Here is a 21,004-nt window from a genome sequence, read left to right as displayed (position 1 = left end):
TTAAACAACTGCGAGGAGTTGAAATGTTGAAATCTCTTATGCTCAGTGCGGCATTTACCGCTGCACTGACATTTTCCGCGCAATCTGCTGAAACCGTTCGCTTCTGGTATCATTTCGACAACCCGGAAAATCCGATGTCCGAACTGGTTGCCAAGTTTGAAAAGGCCAATCCAGACCTCAAAATCGAGGCGGAAAATATTCCGTGGAATAGCTACTACGATAATCTCTATACGTCGATTATTGGTGGCAGCGCGCCTGATGCTGCCATGGTCAAGCTGTTTGCACAGCCACGTTTGACCGAAATGGAAGCACTTGAGCCGCTTGGCGAGCGGATCAATGGCTGGGCCGGAAAAGACGACCTGCTCGACAATCTCCTTGAGTTGAACAAAGCAGCAGACGGCAGCCAATACTATCTACCTATTCAATATGTCGTCCTTTATCTCTATTATCGCGCTGACCTCTTCAAAGAAGCAGGCCTTGAGCCTCCTAAAACCTGTGAAGACTTCCGCAACGCTGCCATCAAGCTCACAGAGGCCCCAAATCGCTACGGCTTTGGCCTTCGCGGAGGCAAAGGCGGATGGGATCAATGGGGCGCTTTTGTTCTTTCACAGGGTGGTGAGCTGAAGCCGGGTGGCTTGACGACGCCCTCTGCGGTGGCAGCCAATCAATGGGTAATTGATCTTTTCCAGAAGGACAAAGTCATTCCACCATCAGCGCCCAATGACGGGTTTCAGGAGATTATCTCGGCCTTTAAAGGCGGAAAAACTGCGATGACAATCCACCATATCGGATCGTCCAAAGACCTCGTTGCCGCTTTAGGCGACAAGGTGTCGGCAGTGCCTGTGCCTGAATGCGGAGGCAATCGCTGGACCTCCTATGGTGATGAATCGCTTGCGATTTTTTCATCCTCAGAAGTGAAAGACGCTGCCTGGAAATGGATTTCCTTCCTTGCAGAAGGCGAAAATAACGTCTCCTTCAACAGTGCAACCGGTCAGATGACCGTGACAAAAAGCGGTGCCAAAGACTGGAAGCTACACGAACGCCGTTTCGTTGATGCCACGGTTGATTCACTGCCCTTCGCACATGTGCTTCCACAAAATGAGGGCACATCGGAATTCGTGAACACGGCTTGGCAAATTGAAATGCAACGCGCACTCGCTGGGCAAATCACCTCCGAACAGATGATGCAGGAACTGGAAAAGCTTTTCCAAAACTAATCGATTGAAGCGCGGGAGCAATATGGCAGCAAACAATTGTGCTGTCATGCCTCCCCTTGCCCCTTCGAGATCCCGTTCTTTCATTAGCATGGATAGATAACCTATGTCCGCATTGCCCTCCACATCCATTGCACCGGCGCGACTTCGCCGCCGAAGCAAAACATGGTTGCCTTACTGGTTGCTGAGCCCTGCCGTTATCGTGACGCTGGTGATTGTCTTCTTGCCGATGGTGCAGGCAGTTTGGACGAGTTTTTACGATTTGGTTCTTTTCAAACCCAAAGCGACGGCATTTGTTGGCTTTGGTAACTACATCAAGCTGTTGCAAGACCCGGTATTCTGGGCTGCATTCTGGAATACATGCATCTGGATCGGACTGACCGTACCGCTTCAAATGGGTCTTGGTCTGATTACGGCGCTGCTCCTCAACAGAGAGTTTCCATGGCGTGGTCTGGCGCGTGCGCTGGTCATCATTCCGTGGGCGTTGCCAAGTGTCGTGATTGCGCTCATGTGGCGCTGGATTTACGATCCCAACACCGGCGTTCTCAATGACATCCTGCTCAATCTCTCAGTTGTAAGCCAGGCAGTTCCTTGGCTCGCCGATCCAAATATCGCCCTTTACGCAATCATCGCCACACTGACATGGCAGGGCTTTCCGTTCTTTGCGATCATGATCCTGGCGGGCTTACAGGGCATTCCCAAAAGCCAGTATGAGGCAGCATCCATTGATGGTGCTTCGCCTTGGCGTCAGTTTATAAACGTAACTCTGCCCGGCATAGCGCCTGTGCTTGCAACAGCAGGCTTGCTCCGCGTGATCTGGGTTGCAAACTCCATGGACGTCATCTTCGTCATGACAGGCGGCGGCCCGGGCTACTCAACCTATACGCTGCCTCTCTATGCATTCGTAAAAGCGCGGCAAAACCTCGATTTCGGCTACGGCACCGCTATCGCTGTCACCTTCACGCTGCTGCTCGGCGTTCTGGTCGTTCTTTATCTGGCTCGTACAATGCGAGAGGTCGAAAAATGAAACGTCAAAGCACGCTTAAACGCATATTGACCACCGACTTACCCGTCGCTTGCATCGTGCTGTTTGCTTTGGCACCGTTTGCGTGGATGGTGCTCACGTCGCTAACGCCCACCGAGGCGCTTTCAGCCAATGGTGTTTCGCTCTCACCATCGGGCTGGAGCCTCGATAATTACGAACGGCTGTTTAACAAAGCGCAGTTCTACAAAAATATGCTCGACAGCCTGGTTATTGCGGTTGGCACAGTGGTGCTGGGCCTCGCCGTTTCTGTAACCGCGGCCTATGCACTCTCGCGTTTTCGCTTTCTCGGGCGCAAATTGTTCATGATGCAATTTCTGCTCATCAACATGTTCCCCATTGTGCTGCTCATCCTGCCGCTTTTCATCATCATGCGAAAATATGGCATTCTGGACACCTATTTCGGCCTTATTCTTGCGAATTCCACGGTTGCCATTCCGTTTTCAGTCTGGATGCTGACGAGCTACGTCGCGGCAATCCCCAAAAGCCTTGATGAAGCCGCGATGATGGATGGCTGCTCACGTCTCGCCGCTTTACGGCGCGTGATTATACCCTTGATGATGCCCGGTATTATTTCCACTGGCATCTATATCTTCATCACCGCATGGAACGAATATCTTTATGCGCTGACACTTGGCGGCAGAAATGTGCGCCCTGTTACCGTCGCAATTCAGACCCTGATTGGTGAATACCAAATCGAATGGGGACTGCTCGCAGCGGGTGCCGTTGTTGGCGCCATGCCCGCAACCATTCTTTTCCTTCTCGTTCAAAAACGCCTTATCGGCGGCCTTACACAAGGGGCAGTCAAAGGCTGACACCCCTACATTCCCCAATAGTTCTTCAAGCAATCGAGGAAATATCATGAACCCCATCGGGTTGATTTCAATGCAATATGCGCGGCCTTTCACAGCCCAGCATTTTTCCCTTTTCCATAAAATGCGTGAACACGGATTTGAATTTGTTGAGTTGCTGGTGCCAGAACCCGGTGAACTGGACCTCAAAGAAACACGCAAAGCCCTCGATGATGCAGGACTTTTCGTCGTGCTTGCAGCACGCGTTAATCTTGAACGCAATATCTCTTCCGCCGACAACAATGCCTATCAGGGCGGCATTGATTATCTCAAATACACGGTTGATTGCGCCCATGCGCTTGGAGCGCAGGTTGTTGGTGGACCTCTGACCGGAAACCCTCTCGTCTTTGCTGGCCGCCCGCCACAGCCAGTTTCAGAAGATGAGCGTTTGCGCCGCAAAGATAGCTGCGTAAAAGCGCTGAAAATTGCCGGTGAATATGCGCAGGGAAGCGATGTTCTGCTCGCAGTCGAGCCACTTAACCGCTTTGAAAGCGATGTCCTTTGCACAACCCAGCAAGCAATCGAATTGTTGGATGCAGTTGACCAGCCAGCGATAAAACTGATGCTCGATACTTTCCACATGCATATGGAAGAAAGCTCAATTCCAGAAGCGATCAGGCTTGCAGGCGATCTGGTTGTGCATTTTCAGGCCAATGAAAATCACCGCGGCTTTCCCGGCACAGGCGCAACAGACTGGGTTGCGGTTTGTCGCGCCCTGCACGAGATCGGTTATACCGGTCCAATATCGCTTGAACCATTCCGCCGTCAGGATGATCGCTTTGGTGTTCCTTTTGCGCAATGGAGAGCGCCACACGAGGACGAAAGTGATCGTCTGTCAGCCAGCACCGCCTTCATGAAAAGCCACCTCCTGCTTACGGAGTATCGTCGATGACCCTCAAAATTGGTTGGATTGGTTGCGGTATCCACGCAACCCAGATGTTGCTCCCGCAGCTTGTTCGTTACGATGTGGAAATTGCCGCGCTTTGCGACATAGACCCGACACGACTTGCGAATGCCGGACGGCAGTTCGGGGTGCGAACACTGACAAATGATGTTGAAGCCCTCCTCAACACACCCGGTCTTGATGCCATTGGCATGGCTGTTGGCCCTGACCAGCACCTTGCATTTGGCAAGGCAGCGTTGGAACGCGGCTTGCCTGTATTCATGGAAAAACCACCTTCGGGGTCTGCCGAAGGCGCACGTGAACTTCTCAAGGCCTCCGAAAAAGCAAAAAAGCCACTGCTGCTCGGCTTCATGAAACGCTATTCGATCGGCAACAAAATCGCAGCCAATATCATAAAATCGGGCCAATTCGGCGATGTTCTGGGCCTAACCGGCTATTACATGACAGCCCCCGGTTATTTCGCGGGCAACGTCGATTACACTGGCTTTTTCCTGCACCACTGCGTCCATTATATGGACCTCGTCTCCCACTTGGTTTCCCCTGTTCGAAAGCTGACAGCCAAGAAAGTCGAAAAAGAACCGGGTAAGCTGTTGATCCACGCGGCATTCGATTTTGAATGTGGCGCTATCGGCACCATTGCGATGGGGACGATTCAGTCGCGCGGAACCCCCGTCGAACGCATTGAACTGATGGGAGATCACCAGCGTATCGAGGTGGACGATGTTATCGACGTGCGCTGGCATCGTAATCCCGCATTCAAGATTGACGATCCGAATGCGACATTGTCAGGCGATTGCGATACACTCACTTGGAAGCCTAACTTTACCGCAGCGGCCAATGAAGACCCTAAGGGCTATCATTCATTGTTGGCAGATGTCATGCCCGCGCTTATGGGAGCGGAAACACCCGCCCCAAACATCGCTGATGGGGTCGTTGCTATGGAACGCCTAGAGACTATGCGAAAGGAAGTAGGCTTATAGTGCGCGCTGGTGTTTTACATCAGAGCGAAATGATCAAAGAAAATGGATAAGGATTTGCCTGAGTGCGCTTTCTTTAGGTATTTGCGGACGATTATAGCCGCTATTGGATGATTGTCTTTTGAGCCGCTCAATTCCTATAGGCACGATTGAGCGTAGAATTACGTTCGCCCCACAATGTAATCAATGTAAATCCACACCTGCCACCAGCAAATAAATATAACTCTTGCACATATGGAAAATTTGATTTTCCATATGTGCAAAACTAATTATCCAATCAAATACTCAATATAAATCTCACTGGTAGAAATTTTTCATCAATCCTTCTTATTTTTTCTACCTCTTAAAATTGGCATGCGCAAAACACAGCAACTTTAATCTTACTTATCACCTCGGACATAGTCCAAGCCAAGCACTTGATTTAAAGACCTGCGGCTCTGCCATCAAAAGGCCAGCAATTACAATCAGAAGTCATCTTGTGCGCTAAACGTTCACCAAAAGCATCCACTCAGTCAGAGTCCTCAATGGCAATAGACACGCAGTCAGACAAAAGCCTTGGTTTTTTGACAAATGAAATGCTTGACAGCACCCGATGCTTTTAAATATCTGTAGGATGTCAGACCAATTTTAAAACCAATAAGGGGATGCGGCCTGACAGCGCTCAAACTGCTGCATGGCTGAAAATAAAACCAGAACAATGCGGCAGATACAGATGCATGAAGCCAGAGGGAGATGGCGGAATGAAAGATCGCAGGCTGCTGCAGATTGCACCACTCCCGCCGATGGATCGCGCACGGCAGGTAACCGATGCACTCGCAACCTACATCCAGACCGCTCAGCTTCAGGCCGGAGATCGCCTTCCCGCCGAACGTGAATTGATGGCCGCGCTGGCTGTTGGTCGCTCCACTATTCGCGAAGCAATCCGATACTTTCAGGCCTTAGGAGTGATTGAAGCACGCAAAGGCAGCGGCACCTATTTGCTCAAGCCTGTTTCATCTGCCACCATTCACATGCCGCTTTCTTTCGATCCCGCACAATTGCGCGATGCTTTGCTGCAATCGCTTGAAGTGCGCCGTGGCATTGAAGCCGAGGCAAGCATGGTTGCCGCCCGCAAACGCACGTCTGAAGACCTCGTCATCATCGAACGCAATCTCAACGAGATGGAGCGTGTTCACATCGCGGAAGGAACATCAGGTCCGGAAGACCTCGCCTTCCATCTAGCCATTTATGACGCCACCCACAATCCGCTTTTCAGACAATTGCTCGAACAGATGCGCGAAGCCTTTTTGCACTTCTGGGACCATCCATTCGAGCGCATGGACTTCGCGCGGCGAACCTTTCCGTTCCACCGCACGCTCTTCAACGCCATCGTGGCTCAGGACCCTGAAGCCGCACGGCAGGAAACACTCAAGATTCTCGACATTGTCGAGGAAGACATCAAGGAAATGTCCAAATGACCGACGGGATGGATCCGCTGGATTTCGCAGCGCTTACGGTTGCCCATGATGAAGGCAACGCTTACGATGCCGTGGTTCCGCCCATCGTGCAGACTTCGCTTTTCACCTTTCCAAGCTATGACGACATGGTCGCCTCGTATCGCGGCGAAAAGGTTCGTCCGATCTATACACGTGGGCTTAACCCGACCGTGCGGGCATTCGAAGAAATGCTGGCAAAACTTGAAGGCGGCGAAGACGCACTGGGCTTTGCCAGCGGCATGGCTGCAATTTCTTCAAGCGTGCTGGCATTTGTTAAGCCGGGCGATCGCATTGTGGCTGTACGCCATGTCTATCCCGATGCGTTCCGGCTTTTCGGGACCATCCTGAAACGCATGCAGGTGCAGGTCGATTATGTCGACGGACGTGACGAGGAAGCAGTCGCCAAAGCCCTACCCGGAGCGAAAATCTTCTATATGGAAAGCCCGACAAGCTGGGTCATGGAAGCTCATGATGTCGGCGCGCTCGCAACCATTGCCAAGCAGCATGGCGTGTTGAGTATCATCGATAACAGTTGGGCCAGCCCGATCTTCCAGCGCCCGCTGTCGCTTGGCGTTGATCTTGTCGTACATTCAGCATCGAAATATCTTGGCGGACATAGCGATGTCGTGGCCGGTGTTGTGACAGGCTCAAAAGAGCTGCTCAATGCAATCCGCGCAGAAACATACCCATATCTCGGCGGAAAGCTTTCACCCTTTGATGCGTGGCTGCTTATTCGCGGTATGCGCACTTTGCCAACCCGTATGAAGGTGCACGAGGCTTCGGCACTGGAAATTGCAAAGCGTCTTCAGGCACTGGATATGGTTGAGACCGTCTGCCACCCAGCTCTTGCCAATCGCCTGCCTGCGGGTCTCAAGGGCACGTCCGGTCTCTTCTCAGTCATCTTCCGGGAAGGCGTGAACATCCGCGAATTCTGCAATCATCTTGATCTGTTCAAGCTCGGCGTAAGCTGGGGCGGACATGAAAGCCTGATCGTGCCGGGCGAAGTCGTGCTGCAACAAAAGGCGCAACCAAATTCGGCACATACGTTCGGCATCGACCCGCGCTCCGTACGCCTGCATGTCGGGCTGGAAGGGACGGAAGCGCTGTGGCGGGATATTGAAGAAGCGCTCGCAGCATCGACCGAATAACGAAAATTCAGTGAGGAGCAATAAGGGGAACTGCAATGAAAAAACTAATAGCAGCCGCATTCGCAACCATGCTTTTAAGCGGTACGGCGCTTGCCGATACCACCCTGAAGCTTGTTGAAGTCATTACCAGTCCAGAGCGCACCAAGACGCTTGAAGCAATCGTTGCGAAGTTTGAAGAAGCCAATCCGGGCACCAAGGTCGAAATCATCTCGCTGCCATGGGGCGAATCCTTCCAGAAATTCGCAACGATGGTTTCGGCCGGTGAAATTCCCGACGTCATGGAAATGCCCGACACCTGGGTTTCGCTCTATGCCAATAACGGGATGCTGGAAAACCTCGAACCCTATCTTGAGAAGTGGGAAACGACACCAGACCTGACCGAGCGTGCGCTTGAGCTTGGCCGCAGTGTCAATGATACAGCCTATACGCTGCCTTATGGCTTCTATCTGAATGCCATGTTCTACAACAAAAAGCTGCTCGCCGAAGCAGGTGTTTCCGAACCACCAAAAACAATGGACGAGTTTGTTGAAGCATCCAAAAAGGTCGCAACCCTTCCCGGCAAATCGGGTTACTGTATGCGCGGCGGTCCGGGTGGCCTTAATGGCTGGGTGATTTTTGCCGCATCCATGGCCGGTGACAACAAGTTCTTCAATGAAGACGGCACCTCGACCATGAACAGCGAAGGCTGGAAAAAGGGCATCACCTGGATGGTCGATCTCTACAAGAACGGCCTTGCACCAAAAGATAGCGTTAACTGGGGCTTCAACGAAACCGTAGCCGGTTTCTATAGCGGCACCTGCGCCTTCCTCAACCAAGACCCGGATGCACTGATCGCCATTGCCGAACGTATGAAGCCGGAAGATTTCGGCGTTGCCATCATGCCAAAGGGCCCGGATGGCAAGACCTTCCCAACCATCGGCTTTGCCGGCTGGTCTATGATGAGCGGCAGCCAGAACAAGGACCTCTCCTGGAAGCTGATTTCGATGCTAGAAGGCCCGGAAGGCAACATCGAATGGAACAAGCGCACCGGCGCATTGCCGGTTCTCAAATCCGCTCAGAACGATCCGTTCTATAGCGGCGAACAGTTCAAGGGCTGGTTCGATGAACTGGCTGACAAGGACGTCGTTCCAACCGTCATGCCGACCTATCTGGAAGAATTTGCCTTCTTCAAGGATTCTCTCGTCATCAAAACCTCGCAGGAAGCGCTTCTCGGAGACATTACGCCGGATCAGCTAGCCGACCAATGGGCAGAATATCTGACCAAAGCACAGCAGAAGCACCTTTCAAAGCAATAGCAACATAAACAGTTTGCAGGCGTGGAACAGCCACGCCTGCAAAGCGAATGATGCAGCCCCGCGAAGGGAAAAATAATGAACGACACCGCTTCCATAAAGGCCCCGGTGCCAAGCGAAATACCAAGTCAGGACCGCCGCAGCTTTCTGCAGCGACTTGCACACGCCTCCGAACCCTATCTTTACAGCGCCCCTGCCCTCATCTTGGTTGGCGCAATCATACTGGTTCCGCTGATCCTCGGCGTCTCCTATGCCTTTCGCGACATCCAGTTACTAAACCCGTTTTCCGGTGGCTATGTCGGGCTTGATCATTTCCGCGAACTTGCGACCGATCAGGCTTTCTACCGTTCTTTGAAGAACACACTCTGGTGGACCGGATGCTCGGTACTGCTGCAATTCGTGTTCGGACTTATTCTTGCCCTGCTGCTGGACAAACCATTTGCCGGACGTGGGCTGGCACAGGCGCTGATCTTCCTGCCATGGGCTGTGCCGACTTTCCTCACAGGTCTTAACTTTGCGTGGCTTTTTAATCCGGTGATCGGCCCACTGCCGCACTGGCTGCATGCGATCGGTATTCTGAGCGCGCCAGACAACATCCTGTCCGATCCCAATCTTGCCATGTGGGGTATCATTACCGCTGGTGTGTGGTGGGGGATCCCATTTTTTGCAATCACCATGCTGGCCGCTTTGCAAGCGATCCCGCGCGATCTTTATGAAGCAGCAGCCATTGATGGGGCTGGCCCCGCGCAGCGTTTTCTATCGATCACACTTCCCTACCTTGCGCCAACGATGGCTATCACCATTTTGCTACGCACTGTCTGGATTGCCAACAGTGCCGATCTGATTGTCGTGATGACCGGCGGCGGTCCCGCTGATCGAACGCAGATTGTCGCCAGCTACATCTTCACACAGGCCTTCAAACGGCTCGATTTCGGCTATGCCTCGGCGATTGCGATGGTCCTGCTTGTCCTGCTGATGGTCTATTCAATGCTTATCGTGCTGTTGCGCCAGACCCTTCTGAACAAGGATTGAGGCCATGACCAACCGTAAACTCTTCCTTGTTGGTGCACATCGCATTGCCATTCTGCTATTCGTCCTGTTTGCACTGTTTCCGATCTTCTGGCTGGTGAAAGTTTCCGTCACACCCAACGATCTGCTTTACAGCGAAGGCGTGAGACTCTGGCCGTCGCGTATGACGTTTGATCACTTCAGCCATGTGTTGAATCACAGCTCGTTTCCGCTGTTCTTCCGTAATAGCCTGATCGTATCCGGGTTGACTGCCATCATCGTGACGCTGCTGGCATCACTCTCCGGCTATGCGTTGTCACGTTTCAACTTCCGGGCCAAATACTGGATTGTGGCGTTGATGCTGCTGACTCAGATGTTTCCGCTCGTGATGCTGATTGCGCCGATCTACAAGATCATGGCACCGCTCGGCCTCACCAACAGCCTGATCGGCCTCATCATCGTTTATTCGGCGTTCAATGTGCCTTTTGCCACTTTCCTGATGCAATCGTTTTTCGACGGCATTCCGAAAGACCTCGAAGAAGCGGCCAAGATCGACGGTGCGACGCAGTTCATGGCTTTTCGGCAGATCATTCTGCCACTGACGCTTCCCGGCATTGCCGCAACGCTCGGCTTTGTTTTCACCGCAGCGTGGAGCGAGCTTTTATTCGCGCTGATGCTGATCTCCGGTAATGATTCAGCCACGTTCCCGGTCGGTCTTTTGAGCTTTGTCTCAAAATTCTCGGTCGATTTCGGACAGATGATGGCAGCGGGCGTGCTCGCGCTGATCCCGGCCTGTCTCTTCTTTTTCCTCATTCAACGATACCTCGTGCAGGGCCTCACGGCTGGCGCGGTCAAAGGCTGAAAGGTTTTTTCCCTATGGCTTCTATCGATATTCAGTCAGTCCGCAAAAGCTATGGCGAACATGCGGTTCTGCACGGCGTTGATCTAGAGATCAAAGATGGCGAATTCATCGTGCTGGTCGGCCCATCCGGCTGTGGTAAATCTACGTTGCTGCGTATGATTGCAGGCCTTGAGGACATCACATCCGGGCAGGTTCAGATCGCTGGCAAGCGCGTCAATGAGCTAGCCCCCAAAGACCGCGATATTGCGATGGTGTTTCAGTCCTATGCGCTCTATCCGCATATGAGCGTTGCCGACAATATGAGCTACAGTATGCGATTGCGCAAAACGCCAAAAGAAAAGATCGCAAACGCCATCAAATCGACTGCCACAAAGCTCGGCCTTGAACCATTGCTGGAACGACGCCCAAAAGCGCTTTCCGGTGGCCAGCGCCAGCGTGTTGCCATGGGGCGTGCGATTGTGCGTCAGCCCAAGGCCTTCCTCTTTGACGAGCCGCTTTCCAACCTCGACGCCCGCCTGCGCGAGCAGATGCGTGCTGAAATCAAAAAACTGCATGGTGAACTCAAGGCCACATCCATCTATGTGACCCATGATCAGATCGAAGCGATGACTTTAGCTGATCGTATCGTCGCCATGCATGGCGGCGTGGTACAGCAGGTTGGTGCTCCATTGGAGCTTTATGACCGCCCGGCCAATCTCTTTGTGGCGGGGTTCATCGGATCACCCGCCATGAACTTTCTTGATGTGACCTATCTCGAACAGGATGGTGGACCGCGTCTTAAACTCAAAGACGGCACGCTCATTGCATTGCCGCACCCCCTAATGCTCAAGGATGGAGCCAACGCCACGCTCGGTATTCGTCCAGAGCATGTGCAGGTCGAAAAAGAGGCCGGCATTGCCGCCGCCATCGATCTTGTCGAGCCAACCGGCTTCGGCATCATTCTGCATTTGAGCATTCACGGTTTACCCTTCAAGGTTTTTACATTGGATCGCGATGCGCTTCACGCGCAGGGCACCATTCAGGTGAGCTTCCCGTCACACAAGCTTCATCTCTTCGATAGCAATGGAAACCGCGCAGAGAATGCGTAAAGAGTTGGCTCGGTTGGTCTGGACAGCTTCAGGCGTTCGTCATCGGCGTTAGCGTGTGAAGTAAGCCTGACCCGCAGTTTGTCGGTCAAGAGATGAATGTTGGCGCGCACAATAGTAGCCGCTATCACGGCTGAGACCGAGCAGCTTAACCCAATGATCGCACTTCATGGCAAGATAGCCAGCAAGGGCCTCAAAGAAATAAGAAGGCTACCGTCTCAAAGCACACGGCAGAAGGCGATATCTGAGTTTTATTCTCAACTATGTGAATATATTTGATCCCAATCAAAGATGTGAGCGCCAAGCCGTTCTAAGTCTGCATCAGACTGGTCATTATCAGGCACCGCTGTGATGTCGCCTGAGCCAGCTATGGAGATCAAAAAAGATGCGCAAATTTGCTATTTCCCTCACCGCTGCTGGGCTGAGCCTGATGATGGCAGCACCCGTTCTCGCGGAAAACATCGAAGTTCATATGCTCAACAAAGGCGCAGAAGGTGCGATGGTTTTTGAGCCTGCCTATATCAAGGCCAACCCCGGCGACACGATTACCTTCATTCCTACCGACAAGGGCCACAATGTGGAGTCGGTCAAGGGCATGATCCCGGAAGGCGTGGAAGCGTTTAAGAGCAAGGTCAACGAAAACTACACACTCACGGTCACCGAACCCGGCGCCTATTTCGTAAAATGCACGCCACATTACGCAATGGGTATGGTTGCGCTGCTGGTTGTCGGCGAGAACCCGGCAAATCTTGATGCTATTGTCGCGGCCAAGAAGCCAAAGCCGGTCCAGAAGCGGCTGGAAAAGGCGATTGCAGACGCCCAATAAAAGACTGCCGATAATTGCATTAAAACCGGTCAGTGAGAGGATACTATGAAAGTACAGGAAGGCCTGCTGGCCACCTCCGCAGCGATGCCCTCCGAACGCCGAGGCGCAATAGCGCGCGGCCTCAAAAAGACCGGGCCGGCAATTTTCAGCTATGGCTTCCGCCCATTTTTTCTGGGCGGAGCCATCTGGGCCGTTCTGGCCATGCTGCTTTGGATCTTGTCGCTGACTTTCGGCGTTTCAGTCGGAGGCACTTATGGCGCGCTGAACTGGCATGCACATGAAATGGTCTTTGGCTTTTCTTCTGCAATTCTTGCAGGTTTTCTAATGACCGCCATACCCAACTGGACAGGCAGGCTGCCGGTTTCCGGCGCTCCGCTTGCGATACTTTTCGGCACATGGCTTATCGGGCGCGTCCTCTTTCTCAATCCAGACATCACCAATCTTTATCTGGCAGTTGCGATAGAAAGCCTGTTTCTGCCAATGCTGCTTTTTATTAGCGCACGCGAGATCATTGCGGGCCGTCAGTGGAAAAATCTAAAAGTTCTGATTGCCGTCAGCGTGGTTACAATTGCCAATTTCACATTTCACTATCTGGCAATAACGGACGGCGATGTTGCGATGGCAAACCGCATCGGGGTCAGCGCCTATGTCCTGCTGGTCATGTTGATTGGTGGACGTATCATTCCAAGCTTCACCCGCAACTGGCTTAACAAAACCGGATCAACCCGGGTTCCGGTTCCATTTAACAGGTACGATGTCCTGTGCATTATGGTTGCGGCTTTGGCGTGCATCTCATGGGTTGTGGCACCTGAATCAACTCTTACGGCCATTCTTGCAATCATTACGGCAGTCCTGCACACGATAAGGCTCTATCGCTGGCGCGGCTGGAGCGTGGCACGTGAAAAGATACTGCTGGTTCTGCACGTGGCCTATGCTTTCGTGCCGCTGGGTTACATTGCCATTGCATGTGCAGCTCTTGGCCATCTCAACCCTTATTCAGCGCTCCATGTCATGACAGTTGGCGTCATCGGCACCATGATGCTTGCAGTTATGACACGTGCAACTCGCGGGCATACCGGTCGGCCATTAACCGCTACACCCAGCACACAGATTGCCTATCTATGTATTATTCTTGCTGCTCTTTTGCGGCCCTTTGCAGAAATGATACCGAATTTCTTTCATACATTGTTCGCAGGTTCGGCGCTGTTATGGATACTGGCTTTTGGCCTCTATGTTCTGGAATATGGACCGATGCTCACACGGCAACGTAAAGCGACATCTTAGAGCGCGTTTCGATCTGATTGGATCGGATCAGCACTCTAATCCTTTGTTGTAACGCTCTATGAAAATGCCGGGCTTTTGGCCCGGCATACTTGTTTTTAATCTTCCGAAATCAAGCTGTCCTTGCTGGTGTCACGCATCCGCAAATACACAATCAGCGATATGCCGATCATAAACGTTACATACCAGTAGAAACCACGCTCCCAACCGCCGTTCTTGAAGCTGAGCGCAACATATTCGGCCGTTCCGCCAAACAATGTATTTGCAAGAGCATAAGGCAAGGCCACACCAAGCGCGCGGATGTGTGCCGGGAAAAGCTCGGCCTTAACGACCGCGTTGATCGATGTATAACCGGTGACGATGACCAGTGCACCCATGACCAGAAGACCGGCGATCCATGGATCCCGCGTCTGCTCAAGTGTCGAGAAGATTGGATAGGTGAACAGCACGCCCGCAGTACCAAAGGCGATCATCAGCGGCTTACGGCCAATCTTATCCGACAGCGCACCAGCCAGCGGCTGAAGACACATGAAGATAAACAGCGTAATCGCATTGATCTGGCTTGCAACTTCACGGCTGAAGCCAGATGTGTTGACAAGGAATTTCTGCATATAAATCGAATATGCGTAGAATGCGAGCGTACCACCGGCGGTCAGAAGCATGACCAGAGCCGTTTCTTTCGGATGATACTTGATAAGTGTCCAGAAGCCGGACTTTGGTGCATCTTTCGTCTTCGCATTCTTGAAACTTTCGGTTTCAGCAAGACCACGACGCAGCCAGAAAACAACCACTGCTAGCAATGCTCCAACGAAGAACGGAATACGCCAGCCCCATGATTCAAGCGCTGAGGTTTCCATTGTTCTTTGCAGCACAATCAGCAGAAGAATAGCCAGAAGCTGGCCGGAAATCAGCGTCACATACTGGAACGATGAGAAGAATCCACGGCGGCTTTTTCCTGCCATTTCAGAAAGATAAGTCGCACTCGCACCATATTCGCCACCAACAGACAGGCCCTGCATCAAACGCGCAAGAACCAACAGCGCTGGCGCAACAATACCAATCGTTTCATAACCGGGTGTGAGCGCAATGATCAGGGAGCCTGCACACATCAATGTCACGGACAAGGCAAGACCAGCCTTGCGGCCCTTGCGATCCGCATAAATCCCCATGATCCAGGCACCGATCGGACGCATGATGAAGCCCACGGCAAAAACCGCTGCAGCGCTGAGAAGTTGCGCAGTCTGGCTTTCCGATGGAAAGAAATGCGGTGCGAAATAGAGCGTGAAGGCGGCATAGACATACCAGTCAAACCACTCGACCAGATTGCCGGTTGATCCACCGATAATGGATTTAAGACGGCTATTGGTGCTTGTCGCATCGCTCCGTTCAGATGTCATTGAGACCATGCGGTCACTCCTTCAAATCTCTCAGTCTTTGAGGTTCCACCCGTTGTAAGCACGCCACAAAGTACGCAGGCTTCCGGGTATTTTTGATTGCCCTCGGTCAGGTGCGTTGCACACAAAACCTGGCTGCCGGTGTAAATGCCGAACAAGAAATAATCATATTCTCGTGGTTACGCGGATAAGCTCCTCCCTACGAAACTCCCATTTCGAAGTGGCGCTAAAATGCGTGACATCGTTTTTGATCGCCAGTGCAACAGATTAAAAAGTTTAATCATTTGAATTGGTTGAATTATTCACAATTCCGCCACAGTTCTTACTTGTATTTTGTGCAAAATTCTGCGTGACTTTTCAAAGATAATTGCATAATCCTGCACAAATGAAGACACTGTCAAAACTCAGCAGAGTCCTGCTGATCCTGCTGGCTTTCCTGCTTGTTGCGGGCGTCTGGACGGCTGCGCGCTCCTGGACAGAGGCAAGCGCGCTTGAACGGCTCAGTCAGGATGCGACGCTTATTGCACGGCAGCAGACCCGGCTTATCGACAGTGAGCTTGCCAAGTTTCGCCTTCTGCCCGTCGTGTTGAAAGAATATGGCGACCTTCACGATGTGCTTGCCGGCGGGCCGCAAAATGCAACATCAAGATTAAACAAAAAACTCGAATTTCTTGCTGACGAAATCGGCTCGCCTATCATTTATGTGATCGCACGCGATGGCACCGTGATTGCGTCGTCCAATGCCAACACGCCGGAAAGTTTCGTCGGTCGCAACTATAGCTTCCGCCCTTATTTTCAGGGTGCCATGGATTCAGGTGCAGCGGAATATTACGCTATCGGCGACGTCAGTGGGCGCTTCGGCCTGTTTCTCGCGCAGCGAATAGGCGATAAGCCCAATCCGGCTGGTGTTGTCGTCGTTAAATTCGAATTTCACCGACTCGTTCAGACCTGGGCGAACGATCCTGGCCAGACATTCGTGGTTGATCCGCGCGGCATCATTCTCGCATCCACAGACAAAGCGGAAGACCTTCGGTCCTTTCAACCAATCTCCGCAGCCGAGCGCGAAAAAATAGCCCAAAGCGGTCAGTTCAACATCGCCGATCTGCAACCCAGCCATTATGCATTCGAACCTGAAAGCATGATGCGGGGTGCCTCAGGCACAGAATTTCGCACGGTTGGCGAACAGATCGCCGGAACGGAATTAAGGCTTCTGCATATTGAGGCCATCGCTCCCGCAATGCGCGCAGCAAAGGATCTGGCACGGCTGATTACAGTGGCAGCACTGCTCATTATTGCAATGCTCTCAGGCGCTGTTTACTGGCGCATGACGCGGGCCGCTCGTCTGGCAGCCGACAGGGCGGCACTTGAAACAGCGGTCATGGAGCGCACAGCAGAGCTTCGTTCTGAAATAACAGAACGCGAGCGTGCCGATCAGCGTTTTCGCAAAGCCCGCGAGGAACTGGCGCAGGCAAACAGGCTTGCATCGCTCGGATCCATTACCGCAGGCCTCGTGCATGAGATAAACCAGCCTGTCGCGACCATTCAGACGCTTTCCGAAAATGCACAGCATCATCTGGCAAAAGGCAAACTGGACAAGGTTGCAACCAACCTGAGCACATCCATCGAACTCACCGCCCGCATCGGATCAATCACACAGGAAATGCGCCGTTTTGCACGCCGTGGGCATGGCCAACTCGGCCCGATCCGACTTGATGAATTGCTGGAGGGCACGCTTCTCATCATGGGCGATCGCTTTCGTACTGCCGGTATTGAGCTTGAAATGCCAAATGGCTGCGACTTCACAGTTCTGGCAAACCGTGTGCGACTTGAGCAGGTTCTGGTCAACCTTTTACAGAACGCACTGGATGCCGTGGCAGGCCAATCTAAACCGCGCGTTGCTTTGCATGTCTTGCAAGCAAATGAACATATATCGCTGATCGTTGCCGACAACGGACCGGGCATCGATCCTGCGGTTGGCGATGATGTGTTCAGCCCTTTTGTCACCGGCAAACCGGATGGGCTGGGTCTGGGGCTGGGCATTGCACGCGACATCATGTCAGAACTCGAAGGCAGTTTGCGCATCGTGCCTTCCCCCTTAGGCGGCGCTGCCTTCTCAGCCATGTTAAAACAGGCAAAACAATCATGACGGACACACAATCACTGCGCGTTATGCTCATCGATGACGATGTGGCCTTTCGCACGGCTCTTGCGGATTCTTTCGAAATTGCCGGACTGGACATCGAGACCTTCGGCGATGGCCATTCGGCACTCGCCAATCTGAGTGCAGACTTTCCCGGTATTGTCGTCACCGATATTCGCATGCCGCGCATCGATGGACATGCCGTGATGGAAGCGCTGCTTACGCGCGATCCCGAACTGCCGGTCATCCTGATGACCGGACATGGTGATATTGGCATGGCAGTGACAGCGCTTAAAAAAGGGGCTTTCGACTTTATAGCTAAACCCTTTGCGGCGGACCATATGATTTCAAGCGTGCGGCGCGCGCTGGAAATGCGCCGTCTGGTTCTCGAAAACCGTCGCCTGCGCAAAGCGGCCGCAGAGGCTGAACAGGGCTTCCCGTTGCTGGGCGAGACGCCCGTCATGGTGCGACTGCGCGAAACCATCCGCCAGCTTGCAAGTGTCGATGTGGATGTGCTGATTGAAGGCGAAACCGGCACCGGCAAAGAACTGGTCGCACGTCTTTTGCACCGCTGGAGCGCACGCCATGCCCGTGGCTTTGTTGCAATCGATTGCGCAGCGCTACCCGATGCCATTGCTGATGAGGTGCTGTTTGGCAACCGCATCCAGCGTGGCCGCATCATTGACGCTGAGCGCGGCACACTTTTTCTTGATGAGGTCGACAGCATGTCGCCCGTCCTGCAAGGCAAACTTTTGCGCGTTGTCGAAGAGCGCGAATTGCCAAGCGTTTCAGGCGAGCCCCGAGCCGTTAATCTGCGGATCATTGCTGCCGCAAAAGGCGAGCTTGAAGGTGCGGTACAGGAAGGGCGTTTCAGGTCCGATCTGCTTTACCGGCTCGAAACCGTAAGGCTGCGTATTCCGCCCTTGCGTGAACGTCGCAAGGATATCGGCCTTTTGTTCGCTTATTTCCTTGATGAGGCCGCAAAACAGTTCGGTCAGCCGCGACCGACCATAGATGGGGCAATAGAAACGCGGCTCAACGCCGATGAATGGCCGGGCAATGTGCGCGAGCTGCGCAATTTTGCAAAACAAGTCGTGCTGGGACTGGACGTCGATCAGGCGCGTGAGCCGAGCGCCCTGCCGCTTACCCAGCAACTCGATCAGTTCGAAACCAAGGTTTTGCAGGACACGCTCACGCGTCTTAATGGCGATGTGGGAGAAGCAGCAGAGATGCTGCAACTTCCGCGTCGCAGCCTCTATGCGCGCCTGCAAAAGCTCAATATCGACGCGTCTTCATTCCGAAAGAAGGCCTGATGATGCTTATGCTGTGACGAGAGCAGCCTTTGCTGTACGCACAACCTCGCGCGTAAGCTCGCTTAAATGATCCGCAGCCAGCCGGTTCATCTGCCAGTAAAGTGCGATATCCAGCGGCGTGTTTGGGATCAGCTCGACAAGCCGCCCGGCCTGTAAATGCTCTTTCACCAGGTGCTCAGGATTCATACCCCAGCCCATGTCAGACAGGCTGGCCTCGATGAAGCCCTGCGTGGATGGCAGCCAATGCGTGGGATGCGCAAGATCGCGGCCCATCACCTGAGCGATCCATTGCGACTGCAATCTGTCCTTCTGATTAAAGGTCAACGCAGGCGCATCGGCCAATGTGACCTGCGTTACGCCCTTCGAAAAATAACGCGCAACAAACGCCGGGCTGGCAGTCGCGCGATAGCGAAGCGCGCCCAGTGAAAGGCGTCGACATCCCTGTATCGGCTTTTCCAGACTTGTAACGGCCGCAAGCACCCGTCCCCGTTGCAGCCATTCCGCCGTATGATCCTGATCATCGACAGCTATGTTGAGCAAATAGCGGGTTTGTTTGGAAAAGCTGGACATGGCTTCAACAAACCATGTGCCCAGACTATCCGCATTGGTTGCGATATGCAGCGTCACGCGTTGCTGCTTGTCGTCTTCGCGGACCAGTGAGGGCAAATGTCTGAACAACTCGCTCTCCAGCATGCCCACATTTTCCATATGGCGGCATAGCCATTCACCTTTTTCAGTCGCGAGGCACGGATTGCCGCGCACAATAAGGACCACACCAAGCCGCTCTTCAAGATGCTTGACGCGTTGTGAAACAGCGGATGGCGTGATGTTGAGTGCAATGGCTGCTTTTTCAAAGCTGCCAGTCTGGACAACAGTGGTTACCGCGCGCAGTGCCGGATAATCAAGCATGGATTAGTTTTTCTTAATCTGAACAAGTCACATTAATTAGCCTAATCATTCCCGATACGATAGCAACAGCCTGAATGATAATTCGGGACTTCTTAAAGTGGTGAATAGTTCAGTTTATGTGACCGGCCTGATGATGGGCCTGAGCCTGATTGTTGCAATTGGAGCGCAAAATGCTTTCATTCTGCGGCAAGGACTCCGCAATCAGCATGTTCTCACGGTCGTGCTGGCCTGCGCGATTTCGGATGCTTTTCTCATTGTTCTGGGCGTGACCAGCTTTCAGAAAATTGCCTTGCTCATGCCATGGCTCGACCCAGTGATGCGCTATGGCGGAGCGACCTTCCTGTTTTGGTATGGTGCAAAAAGCCTCTACGCGGCGCTAAGATCGTCCAGCGCGCTGATATCGGCGGAAATGCGTGCTTCCAGCCACACGCAAACATTGATCACGTGCCTTGCCCTCACATGGCTCAATCCGCATGTCTATCTCGATACAGTCATGCTGCTTGGAACAATTTCGACGCGCTTTCCCGGAGAGGAATTCTCTTTTGCGGCCGGTGCTGTGACAGCCTCTTTCCTGTTTTTCTTCACACTTGGCTATGGCGCGTCCTGGCTTCGTCCGGTCTTCGCCAGACCATCCTCATGGCGCATTCTGGAATTAATCATTGCAGCCGTCATGTGGCTGATTGCTCTCAAGCTCGTCATTCCCGCCTGATCGCTCCAAAACACTTTGCGGAATCTGACAGGCTTGGCTACAGCGTTATGATCAACAAAACAGAGTAGCTCTATGCCCGTTCGCCCTATCGTCCAATATCCCGATCAACGCCTGCGCGAAGTGGCAGAACCTGTCACCGCATTTGATCAAACCTTGCGCGATCTCGCAAACGACCTACTCGATACAATGCGTGCAGCACCCGGCATCGGTATCACGGCACCGCATATTGGTGTCGCCAAACGGGTTGTTGTTCTTGAGCTTTCAAAAGAAACCGGCACACATATTTATGTAAACCCGGAAATAATCTGGGCTTCCGACGAGACGATCAAGCATCAGGAAGGCAGCGTCTCAATGCCCGGCGTTGTCGAAGACGTCGAACGGCATGCACGCATCAAAATTCGTTATCAAAACCTCGATGGCATTGAAAAAACGGAAGAATCCGAAGGATTGCTTGCCGTTTGCCATCAGCATGAAATCGATCAGCTCAATGGCACTTTCTGGGTGCAGCGGCTTTCACGTCTGCGGCGCGAACGGCTGCTTAAGCGGTTCGAAAAATTAAATCGCTGATAGATGC

The 21,004-nt window shown here is 52.8% G+C and carries 19 protein-coding genes; 17 read left to right on the top strand and 2 right to left on the bottom strand.

Going from position 1 to position 21,004, the window contains the following annotated elements; genetic code table 11:
• Nucleotides 1–23 precede the first annotated feature (23 nt).
• The 13 genes from ABE530_RS04440 to ABE530_RS04380 all read left to right on the top strand — a co-directional run bounded on the left by ABE530_RS04440 (nucleotide 24) and on the right by ABE530_RS04380 (nucleotide 13,968).
• Nucleotides 24–1,217: an ABC transporter substrate-binding protein gene (locus tag ABE530_RS04440; protein ID WP_499693730.1), complete on the top strand. Its 1,194-nt coding sequence runs from the start codon at nucleotides 24–26 to the stop codon at nucleotides 1,215–1,217.
• 103 nt (nucleotides 1,218–1,320) lie between these two features.
• Nucleotides 1,321–2,241: a carbohydrate ABC transporter permease gene (locus ABE530_RS04435; RefSeq protein WP_499693729.1), complete on the top strand. Its 921-nt coding sequence runs from the start codon at nucleotides 1,321–1,323 to the stop codon at nucleotides 2,239–2,241.
• On the top strand, nucleotides 2,238–3,071 hold the full coding sequence (locus ABE530_RS04430) for a carbohydrate ABC transporter permease (protein ID WP_265985739.1): 834 nt from the start codon (nucleotides 2,238–2,240) through the stop codon (nucleotides 3,069–3,071). Before ABE530_RS04435 ends, ABE530_RS04430 begins: the two co-directional genes overlap by 4 nt.
• Nucleotides 3,072–3,117: 46 nt before the next feature.
• Entirely contained in the window at nucleotides 3,118–3,999 is an 882-nt protein-coding gene (locus ABE530_RS04425; RefSeq protein ID WP_499693728.1) for a sugar phosphate isomerase/epimerase family protein, read from the top strand.
• Nucleotides 3,996–4,991 carry a Gfo/Idh/MocA family protein gene (locus ABE530_RS04420; RefSeq protein WP_499693727.1) on the top strand — a complete coding sequence of 332 codons (996 nt, stop codon included), beginning with the start codon at nucleotides 3,996–3,998 and terminating at the stop codon, nucleotides 4,989–4,991. Before ABE530_RS04425 ends, ABE530_RS04420 begins: the two co-directional genes overlap by 4 nt.
• A gap of 737 nt (nucleotides 4,992–5,728) precedes the next feature.
• Nucleotides 5,729–6,445, top strand: a complete 717-nt coding sequence (locus ABE530_RS04415) for a FadR/GntR family transcriptional regulator (RefSeq protein WP_499693726.1) — start codon at nucleotides 5,729–5,731, stop codon at nucleotides 6,443–6,445.
• Nucleotides 6,442–7,611 carry a PLP-dependent transferase gene (locus tag ABE530_RS04410; protein ID WP_499693725.1) on the top strand — a complete coding sequence of 390 codons (1,170 nt, stop codon included), beginning with the start codon at nucleotides 6,442–6,444 and terminating at the stop codon, nucleotides 7,609–7,611. Before ABE530_RS04415 ends, ABE530_RS04410 begins: the two co-directional genes overlap by 4 nt.
• Nucleotides 7,612–7,646: 35 nt before the next feature.
• Nucleotides 7,647–8,906 (top strand): ABC transporter substrate-binding protein, encoded by a 1,260-nt coding sequence (locus tag ABE530_RS04405; protein WP_499693724.1) that lies wholly within the window; start codon nucleotides 7,647–7,649, stop codon nucleotides 8,904–8,906.
• Nucleotides 8,907–8,981: 75 nt separating this feature from the next.
• Entirely contained in the window at nucleotides 8,982–9,935 is a 954-nt protein-coding gene (locus ABE530_RS04400) for a carbohydrate ABC transporter permease (protein WP_499693723.1), read from the top strand.
• Between the two features lie 4 nt (nucleotides 9,936–9,939).
• A complete protein-coding gene (locus tag ABE530_RS04395) occupies nucleotides 9,940–10,773 on the top strand; it encodes a carbohydrate ABC transporter permease (RefSeq protein ID WP_499693722.1) in 834 nt (277 codons plus the stop codon).
• Between the two features lie 14 nt (nucleotides 10,774–10,787).
• The gene (locus tag ABE530_RS04390; protein ID WP_499693721.1) at nucleotides 10,788–11,861 is read left to right on the top strand and encodes an ABC transporter ATP-binding protein; all 1,074 of its coding nucleotides are present in this window, start codon (nucleotides 10,788–10,790) and stop codon (nucleotides 11,859–11,861) included.
• A gap of 382 nt (nucleotides 11,862–12,243) precedes the next feature.
• Complete coding sequence (locus ABE530_RS04385) at nucleotides 12,244–12,684, top strand: pseudoazurin (RefSeq protein WP_499693720.1); 441 nt, start codon at nucleotides 12,244–12,246, stop codon at nucleotides 12,682–12,684.
• 45 nt (nucleotides 12,685–12,729) lie between these two features.
• Nucleotides 12,730–13,968, top strand: coding sequence for an NnrS family protein (locus ABE530_RS04380; RefSeq protein ID WP_499693719.1), 1,239 nt, complete (start codon nucleotides 12,730–12,732; stop codon nucleotides 13,966–13,968).
• A 95-nt stretch (nucleotides 13,969–14,063) separates the two neighbouring features.
• Here ABE530_RS04380 and ABE530_RS04375 read toward each other — a convergent pair whose 3' ends face one another.
• Nucleotides 14,064–15,371 (bottom strand): MFS transporter, encoded by a 1,308-nt coding sequence (locus ABE530_RS04375; protein WP_396998443.1) that lies wholly within the window; start codon nucleotides 15,369–15,371, stop codon nucleotides 14,064–14,066.
• Between the two features lie 373 nt (nucleotides 15,372–15,744).
• On the opposite strand from ABE530_RS04375, the gene ABE530_RS04370 reads away from it, so the two are divergent.
• Both ABE530_RS04370 and ABE530_RS04365 read left to right on the top strand, forming a co-directional pair.
• Nucleotides 15,745–17,505, top strand: coding sequence for a sensor histidine kinase (locus ABE530_RS04370; protein ID WP_499693718.1), 1,761 nt, complete (start codon nucleotides 15,745–15,747; stop codon nucleotides 17,503–17,505).
• Entirely contained in the window at nucleotides 17,502–18,812 is a 1,311-nt protein-coding gene (locus ABE530_RS04365; protein ID WP_499693717.1) for a sigma-54-dependent transcriptional regulator, read from the top strand. The genes ABE530_RS04370 and ABE530_RS04365 overlap by 4 nt, the downstream gene beginning before the upstream one ends.
• A gap of 6 nt (nucleotides 18,813–18,818) precedes the next feature.
• Here the strand turns inward: ABE530_RS04365 and ABE530_RS04360 are convergent, their stop codons facing one another.
• Nucleotides 18,819–19,721 (bottom strand): LysR family transcriptional regulator ArgP, encoded by a 903-nt coding sequence (locus ABE530_RS04360; RefSeq protein ID WP_499693716.1) that lies wholly within the window; start codon nucleotides 19,719–19,721, stop codon nucleotides 18,819–18,821.
• Nucleotides 19,722–19,851: 130 nt separating this feature from the next.
• On the opposite strand from ABE530_RS04360, the gene ABE530_RS04355 reads away from it, so the two are divergent.
• Nucleotides 19,852–20,430, top strand: coding sequence for a LysE/ArgO family amino acid transporter (locus tag ABE530_RS04355; protein WP_499693907.1), 579 nt, complete (start codon nucleotides 19,852–19,854; stop codon nucleotides 20,428–20,430).
• Between the two features lie 72 nt (nucleotides 20,431–20,502).
• On the top strand, nucleotides 20,503–20,997 hold the full coding sequence (locus tag ABE530_RS04350; RefSeq protein WP_499693715.1) for a peptide deformylase: 495 nt from the start codon (nucleotides 20,503–20,505) through the stop codon (nucleotides 20,995–20,997).
• The last annotated feature ends 7 nt before the right edge of the window (nucleotides 20,998–21,004 follow it).

Origin of the sequence: Brucella sp. TWI559 (assembly GCF_039674265.1) — a bacterium.
In the GTDB taxonomy this organism is placed as follows: Bacteria; Pseudomonadota; Alphaproteobacteria; order Rhizobiales; family Rhizobiaceae; genus Brucella; species Brucella chromiisoli.
This window is presented reverse-complemented; position numbering and strand designations above follow the sequence as displayed.